The sequence below is a fragment of the Actinomycetospora chibensis genome (assembly GCF_028737215.1).
GTDB classification, from domain to species: domain Bacteria; phylum Actinomycetota; class Actinomycetes; order Mycobacteriales; family Pseudonocardiaceae; genus Actinomycetospora; species Actinomycetospora chibensis.
Genome location: NZ_JAQZAM010000001.1, coordinates 468183 through 475217, shown reverse-complemented (window position 1 = coordinate 475217; position 7035 = coordinate 468183). Strand labels below are relative to the sequence as shown.

Sequence of the window (7035 nt, the reverse complement as noted above, 5' to 3'; positions counted from 1 at the left end):
TGGTCCTCCGAGCGATCCTGCTCTGGCTCCGACCTACTTAGGAGACACGCCCTAGCTGCGGGCGCGCTCCAGGTCGGCGGAGACGCGGGCGGCGGCGCGGCGGATGCCCTGGACGACGGCGGGCTTGCGCGGCCCGAGGACGCGGGAGGTCGGCGCCACGACCGAGAGCGCCGCGACCGGGTGCGGGCGACCGCCCCGCATCATCGTGATCGGCGCCGCGACGGAGGACCAGCCGGGCTCGAACTCCTCGCGCGAGGTCGCGTAGCCCTGCTCGCGGGTGGTCGCGAGGATCTGCCGGTAGCGCTGCGGGTCGACCACCGTGAACGGCGTGTACCGGACGAATCCGCGCTCGAGGATCGCCGCGGCCAGCGCGGGGTCGCCCGCGGCCAGCACGCGCCCGGTGCTCGACGAGTGCGCCGGGTTGCGCCGGTGCTCGCTGCGGAAGCGCACGTTCATGCTCGCGGCCTCGGTGCGCTCGACGTAGAGCACGTCGGTGCCGACGACGACGCCGAGCTGGATCGTCTCGCGCAGCAGCTCGCGCAGCTCGCCCATGGCGGGCAGGGCGACGTCGCGGAGCATGAGGCGGTCGACGGCGAGCTGGCCGTACTCGAACAGCCGCAGGCCCAGGCGGTAGCGCCCGGAGCCGGTGCGCTCGAGCAGCCCGCCGGTGGCCAGCGCGGCGAGCATCCGGCACGCGGTGCTCTTGGCGATCCCGAGGCGGGCGGCCACGCGGGTGGCGCCGAGCTCGGCCTCCTCGGCGAAGCAGTCGAGCACCGCCACGGCGGTGGACACCGAGCGCAGCGGCGAGTCGTCGTCGTGCGGACCGACGCCGCCGTCGAGATCCAGCGGGGGGAGGGACAGGACCGTCATCGGGCTCAGGCCTCCCACTGGGGGAACTCGTCGGGCGGTGGCACGTTCACCTCGGTGACGCGGTTGCGGTAGGAGACGAACGCGCTGCGTCCGCCCTCGCGCACCTTGACCCGGATCTCCTCGGTGTTCAGCGGCTCGCCGGGGTCGTAGCCGTGCGCCCAGGTGGCGAACGCGCGCATCGGGCCCGAGTGGGTCGCCGCGAGGATGCGGCGGTGGGTCAGCGACCCGTCGTCCTGCGTCGACTCGGTGATCAGCCGGTGGAACCCGCGCCAGAAACGGCGCACGCACATCGCCGGCGGCTCGAAGTACATCATCGGGATCGTGAGCCACTCCTGGATCGGGTCCGCCCCGCCCAGCTGGGTCCGGTAGAAGCGGTCGATCTCGACCAGCCAGCGCGGCCGGTCGCCGACGGCGAGACGCTCGAGCGTCTCGTTCGTGGCCTGGTACTGGCGGAACGCCGAGGTGACGTCGCGCAGCCCGTCGGGGGTCCAGACGCCGAAGTTGCGCAGCTCCGGGATCGGCTCCGGCCGGGTGATCTCGGCGTCGATGCCCCACATCTCGAGCCCGTCGGTGACGCCGTTGTAGAGCTGGTCGGCGGTCTGGCGGGCGCGGTTGGTGTCGGCGCAGACGAGGCGGACGCGGTCGCCGCCGTCGAAGCGCCGCGCGAGCTCGTGGCCGCGGCGGTGGGCCTGCCAGCCGCCCATCGGCGTCAGCCCGGCGTCGGTGGAGTAGCCCTGGGTGATCCCGTGCCGGATGATCGAGATCTCGCAGACGATCTTCTCCGACGCCCGCCGCTCCACGGGCGCGGCGACCTCCTTGCCCCGGCTGGCCTCGGCGAGCTCCGGGGTGAAGATCTTGCCGTCGTACTCGACCGTCCCCGCTCCCGCCGGCGCCGAACCCCGCTCGCGGAAGCGGCGCAGGTAGAGCGGCGTGCCGTCGCCCTCGGGGGGCGCTTCGGGCGCGGCAGGCGCGGACGCCGCGCTCGCCCGGTCGGAGGTCGGGGCCTTGTCCCCGCCCCGGCGCGAGCGGTAGCGGGACAGGTAGTCCGGGGCCTCGTAGCGGTGGACCGACCGGGGGTCGGTGCGGTCGTCGACGCCCGTCACGAGTGCACCGTGAAGAAGCGCTCGTTGACCTGGCGGTGGTAGTAGAAGATCGCGCGCCCCATCTCCTCCTCGGTCCAGGTGATCGGCTCGAAGTCCGGGTCCACCCAGTAGCCGCCGGTGAAGAGCTCGTTGCGGTTGCCCGCCGGGTCGAAGAAGTAGGTCGTGTAGCCGCGGGTGACGCCGTGGCGCGTGGGGGCCACGTCGATGTTCACGCCGTGGTACGCGAGCGCGTCGGCGGCCTCGCGGATCGCGTTCCAGTCGTCCAGCCAGAACGCGAAGTGGTGCAGCGCCCCGTTCGGGCCCGTGATGACGGCGATGTCGTGCGGGGTGTGCGAGTGCTCGAGGAACGTCGCGAGCTGGTGGCCGTCGTTGGCGAGGATCTGCTCGGTGAGCCGGAACTCGAGCAGCTCGGTGAAGAACGCCGTGAACGCCTCGACGTCCTCGGCCATGACGAACAGGTGGTCCAGGCGCGGCGGGGCGATGCCGATGAGGTCCTGCGGGCGCGGCGGCGGGTTCGTCTTCGGCAGCATGTTGCCGATCCGCTCCGTGCCGTGGGTGAGCTCCACCAGGTGGCCCGACGGGGAGTCGAAGCGGATCGCCTCGCCCCAGCCCGGGCCGAGCTCGCGGGAGGCGAACCGCTTGACCGGCACGCCTGCCGCCTCGAGCTTCGTCGTGAAGTGGTCGAGATCGGAGGCCTCGTTGAGCTTGAACGACATGTGGTCGAGGCCGTAGGTGGGGGCCTCGCGCAGGATCACCGAGTGGTGCTCGCGCTCGTCCCAGCACTTCAAGAAGACCCGCGGGGCGCCGTCGCGCTCGTCGCGCGCGGTCTCCACGAGGCCCAGGACCTCGGTGTAGTAGGCGGTGGCGAGCTCCAGGTCGGGGACCCGGACCTCGACGTGTTGCAGCCGGATGATCCGGTCCGATGTGGTGGCCACGTCTGTCGTCCCCTTTACGTGTGCATCCGCAGGAACCGCTGGCTGATGACGTTCTCGTAGTAGAAGAGGCCCTTGCCGAAGTTGTCCTCGGTCCAGGTGAGGATCTCGGTGTCGGGGTCGACCCAGTAGCCGCCGGTGAAGACCTCGTTGCGGATGCCGAGCGGGTCGAAGAAGTAGATGGTGTTGCCGCGCGTGACGCCGTGGCGCGTCGGGCCCTGGTCGATCTGCACCCCGTTGTAGGCGAGCGTGTCCGCGGCCTTGCGGATCTGGTCCCAGTCGTCGAGCCAGTACGCCCAGTGGTGCAGCGCGCCGTTGGGGCCGTTGACGATCGCGATGTCGTGCGGGGAGCGGGTGTTGCCCGCGAGCCACACGCCGAGCTGGTGGCCGTTGCCGTCGAGCACCTGCTCGGTCATCCGCATGCCGAGCACGTCGATGAAGAACGCCGCCGACTCCGCGACCTCCTCCGCGTTGACCAGCATGTGGTCCATGCGCGGGGGCGCGATGCCCTGCATGTCGGGCGGCGGGACCGGCGAGGGGTTGTGCTTGCCGAGGATGTTGCCGGTCTTCTCGATGTCCCAGACCAGCTCCATGATCTGACCGGACGGGACCTCGAACCGGATCGACTCGCCCTGCCCGATCGCCCCGCCGCGGCTGACCCGCTGCGTCGGGCAGCCGTAGGCCTCGACCTTCTTCTCGAAGTCGTGGAGGTCGTCCTCCTCCTCGACGCGGAAGGTGAAGGAGTCCAGCCCCGTACGCGGGTTGTAGCGCATCCGCAGGGAGTGGTGGTCCTCCTCGTCCCAGCACTTGAGGTAGACCGCGTCGTCGGTGCGCCGGACCTGCTGCAGACCCATCACCTCGGTGTAGTACGCGGTGGAGAGGTCGAGGTCCGGCGTGCGGACGTCGACGTGGGCCAGGCGGAGGATTCCCATGCGAGATGCCCTTTCGCGGGCGAGCCGGCTTCCTTGACGCCACGACGCTAACCGCCCTAGCGTTCCGGAAGGAAGACAGCGCGTTCCGGTTTACGGAACGACGGCCGCGGCGAGGGCTTGACGGGAGGGGCCGGCATGGCGGACCCGATGGCGATGCGCAAGGCCGTCGCCGGCTACGTCGACGGCATCCACCGCGCGTACGTGAAGCAGGCGACGACGTTCCCGCCCGCCGTCCAGGGGCGTCTGCCGCTGCTCGCGGCCGGGCGTCTCACGGTGGCCGCGGTCGGCGCGCGCAACCTGCACATCCTGGCGACGACGGAGGGTCTCGGACCCCCGCGCGGGCAGGAGGTCGAGCTGCCCGGCGAGTTCGAGGGCCTCGAGTGGACGGTCCGGTTCTACGACCCGGTGGTCGTGCCGGCGCTGGGGCTGATCGACGAGTCCGAGGGGCCGGCGTCGGAGAAGGTGCGCGGCGCGCTGGGGATCGCGACCGTCGTCTACCACGTCGTCACCCAGCCGGGCTCCGGTCTCTCGCCGCACCACGCGGGCCACGTCGGGTCGGGGCTCGCGAGCGCGCACTCCGCGGCGACGCGCGACTTCGAGCGCCTGCGCGACCGGGCCCGCGGGCGCGAGGCGCTGGTCGACGAGATGGAGGGCGCCGCCGTCGCCGGGCTCGCCCGCGCCCAGATCCTGCTGGCCCGGGCCATCCGCCCGCACGACGCGACCGTCGGCGAGGCCGTCGACGCGTCCCTGCGCCCGGGTGCGACCCCGGACCCGGACGGGGTGCGCAAGGTGCTCTTGAAGGCGTTCACCGAGGAACCGGTGTGACCGACGCGCCGCTGCAGACCGTCACGAACGCCGCCCGCCTGCTCAAGGCGTTCCTGACGCGCGAGGAGTCGCTCGGGGTCTCGGAGCTCGCGCGGCGCCTCGGGCTGGGCAAGAGCGCGGTGCACCGCCTGCTCACGACGCTCGCCACCGAAGGACTGGTCGAGCAGGACCCCGCCACCGGCGGCTACCGGCTCGGCCTCGTCGTCTTCGAGCTCGGCGAGGCGGTGCGCGTCCACATGGACCTGCACGCCGCCGCCGGCTCGGTGCTCGCCCACCTGCGCGAGGAGACCGGCGAGTCCGCGCAGGTCGGGATGCTCGACGGGCACGACGTCGTCTACGTCGACCGCCTCGAGTCCAGTCATGCCCTGCGGCTGTTCACCGAGACCGGGCGGCGCGTGCCCGTGCACTGCACGAGCTCCGGCAAGGTGCTGATGGCGTTCGCGTCCGAGCCGGTGCGCGAGCGCTTCCTCGCCACCGCGTCCCTGACGCGCCACACCCCGCAGACGATCACCGACCCCGACGAGATGCGCCGGGCGCTCGGCACCGTGCGCGCCCGCGGGTGGGCCGACGCCGTCGACGAGCGCGAGCTCGGGATCGCCTCCCTGGCCGCGCCCATCCGCGACCGGCACGGCGCCGTGGTCGCGGCCATCGGGATCGGGGCGCCCGTGAGCCGGTTCCGGGCCATGCCCCGCAAGCGTCTGGCCCGCGTCGTCGTCGAGGCCGGCGAGGCCGTGTCCCGGCGTCTCGGCTGGTCGGAGGACGTCATGTCGTTGCGGAAGGAGAGCTAGTGGCCGTCACGGACCCCGCTGACAATTCCCCCTTGGGAAAGGCGCGCGCCCTCTACGAAGCCCGCCGCACCCGGGTGCCGATCCCGCCGTTCACCGACACCGAGCCCGACCTCGGCATGGCCGACGGCTACGCGATCCAGCAGGAGCTGGTGCCGCTGCTGCTCGCCGACGGCGACCGGGTGGTGGGGCACAAGGTCGGCGTCACGTCGGCGGCGATGCAGAAGATGATCGGGATCGACACCCCGGACTACGGCCCGGTGCTCTCCTCCACGGTCTACCGCGACGGCGACGCGATCCCGCTCGACCGCTTCATCGCGCCCAAGGTCGAGGCCGAGATCGTGTTCGTGCTCGGGTCGCGCCTGCAGGGGCCCGGGATCACGCCGACCGACATCGCGCCCGCGATCGCCGGGGTGGCGGCGGCGATGGAGATCGTCGACTCCCGCATCGCCGACTGGCGGATCAAGCTCGCCGACACCGTCGCCGACCTCGCCTCGAACGGCGCGGTCGCGGTGTCGTCGCGGCTCGTGCCGCTGGCGGGGCTGGACACCCGGCTGATCGGGATGACGTTCACGCGCAACGGCGAGCTCGTCGACACGGGCGCCGGAGCCGCGGCGCTCGGCGACCCGCTGGCCGTCGTCGCCTGGCTGGCCAACGTCCTCGGCGAGGCCGGCGTCGCCCTCGAGCCCGGCCACCTGATCATGACCGGTGCGCTCCACGCTGCCGTGCCGCTGAAGGCCGGCGACGTGTTCCGAGCCGAGTTCGACCGCCTCGGACCCGTGACGATCCGCGTGAAGGAGACGACCTGATGGCTTCCGTGGACGTCCACGACCTCGCCGCGCGCCTGACCAAGGCCGTCACCGAACGTACGGCGATCGAGCCGCTCTCCGATGACGTCGGTGACCTGGACCTCGAGACCGGCTACGCCGTCCAGCGGGTGCTGCGCGAGCAGGCCGGGCCGCGGGTGGGCTGGAAGCTCGGGGTCACGTCGCGGGCCAAGCAGGCCCAGGTCGGGGTGTCCGACCCGGTGTTCGGCTTCCTGCCCGGCACCGGCGCGCTCGACCTCGGCGAGCCGCTGCGCACCGGCGAGCTCATCCAGCCGCGCGCCGAGCCGGAGATCGTGTTCCAGATGGGGCGCGACCTCGCGGGCGAGCACGTCACCGCCTCCGACGTGCTGGGCGCGACCTCGGGCCTCGCCGTGGGCATCGAGATCCTCGACTCCCGCTTCCGCGACTACCGCTTCACGATGGCCGACGTCGTCGCCGACAACACCTCGGCCGCGCGCTTCGTCGTGGGCAGCCCGGTGCCCGCGGCGGGCGTCGACGTCCGGCTCGTCGGCGTGCTGCTGGAGAAGAACGGCGAGCTCGTGGCCACCGCGTCGGGGGCCGCGTCCCTCGGCCACCCGGCCGCCGCCGTCGCCTGGCTCGTGCGCCGTCTCGCTGCGTCGGGTGAGGGCCTCGCCGCCGGCGAGGTGATCCTCTCCGGCGGACTCACCGCCGCCACGCCGGTCGCCCCCGGCGACGTCGTGACCGTGACCATCGACCGTCTCGGGACGGTGGAGCTCGCCTGTACGTGAGCGATGTTCGGG

The 7035-nt window shown here is 72.6% G+C and carries 8 protein-coding genes; 4 read left to right on the top strand and 4 right to left on the bottom strand.

Going from position 1 to position 7035, the window contains the following annotated elements:
• Positions 1-51: 51 nt before the first annotated feature.
• From PH189_RS02445 to PH189_RS02430, 4 genes are read right to left on the bottom strand one after another with little or no spacing between them, the layout of a single operon-like run.
• Entirely contained in the window at positions 52-870 is an 819-nt protein-coding gene (locus tag PH189_RS02445) for an IclR family transcriptional regulator (protein ID WP_274187143.1), read from the bottom strand.
• Positions 871-875: 5 nt separating this feature from the next.
• On the bottom strand, positions 876-1973 hold the full coding sequence (locus PH189_RS02440) for a histidine phosphatase family protein (RefSeq protein ID WP_274187142.1): 1098 nt from the start codon (positions 1971-1973) through the stop codon (positions 876-878).
• Positions 1970-2908 carry a catechol 2,3-dioxygenase gene (locus PH189_RS02435; protein WP_274187141.1) on the bottom strand — a complete coding sequence of 313 codons (939 nt, stop codon included), beginning with the start codon at positions 2906-2908 and terminating at the stop codon, positions 1970-1972. The genes PH189_RS02440 and PH189_RS02435 overlap by 4 nt, the downstream gene beginning before the upstream one ends.
• A gap of 14 nt (positions 2909-2922) precedes the next feature.
• Positions 2923-3837, bottom strand: a complete 915-nt coding sequence (locus PH189_RS02430; protein ID WP_274187140.1) for a catechol 2,3-dioxygenase — start codon at positions 3835-3837, stop codon at positions 2923-2925.
• Between the two features lie 135 nt (positions 3838-3972).
• Here PH189_RS02430 and PH189_RS02425 point away from each other — a divergent pair, with 135 nt between their 5' ends.
• From PH189_RS02425 to PH189_RS02410, 4 genes are read left to right on the top strand one after another with little or no spacing between them, the layout of a single operon-like run.
• The gene (locus PH189_RS02425) at positions 3973-4662 is read left to right on the top strand and encodes a hypothetical protein (protein ID WP_274187139.1); all 690 of its coding nucleotides are present in this window, start codon (positions 3973-3975) and stop codon (positions 4660-4662) included.
• On the top strand, positions 4659-5450 hold the full coding sequence (locus PH189_RS02420; protein ID WP_274187138.1) for an IclR family transcriptional regulator: 792 nt from the start codon (positions 4659-4661) through the stop codon (positions 5448-5450). The genes PH189_RS02425 and PH189_RS02420 overlap by 4 nt, the downstream gene beginning before the upstream one ends.
• Before the next feature lie 32 nt (positions 5451-5482).
• The gene (locus PH189_RS02415; protein WP_274187137.1) at positions 5483-6256 is read left to right on the top strand and encodes a 2-keto-4-pentenoate hydratase; all 774 of its coding nucleotides are present in this window, start codon (positions 5483-5485) and stop codon (positions 6254-6256) included.
• A complete protein-coding gene (locus PH189_RS02410) occupies positions 6256-7023 on the top strand; it encodes a 2-keto-4-pentenoate hydratase (protein WP_274187136.1) in 768 nt (255 codons plus the stop codon). The genes PH189_RS02415 and PH189_RS02410 overlap by 1 nt, the downstream gene beginning before the upstream one ends.
• Positions 7024-7035 lie beyond the last annotated feature (12 nt).

Excerpts from the sequence above, each read along its gene's own strand:
- PH189_RS02445 (WP_274187143.1), bottom strand. The coding sequence starts at position 870 with ATGACGGTCCTGTCCCTCCCCCCGCTGGATCTCGACGGCGGCGTCGGT.
- PH189_RS02430 (WP_274187140.1), bottom strand. The coding sequence starts at position 3,837 with ATGGGAATCCTCCGCCTGGCCCACGTCGACGTCCGCACGCCGGACCTC.
- PH189_RS02425 (WP_274187139.1), top strand. The coding sequence starts at position 3,973 with ATGGCGGACCCGATGGCGATGCGCAAGGCCGTCGCCGGCTACGTCGAC.
- PH189_RS02410 (WP_274187136.1), top strand. The coding sequence starts at position 6,256 with ATGGCTTCCGTGGACGTCCACGACCTCGCCGCGCGCCTGACCAAGGCC.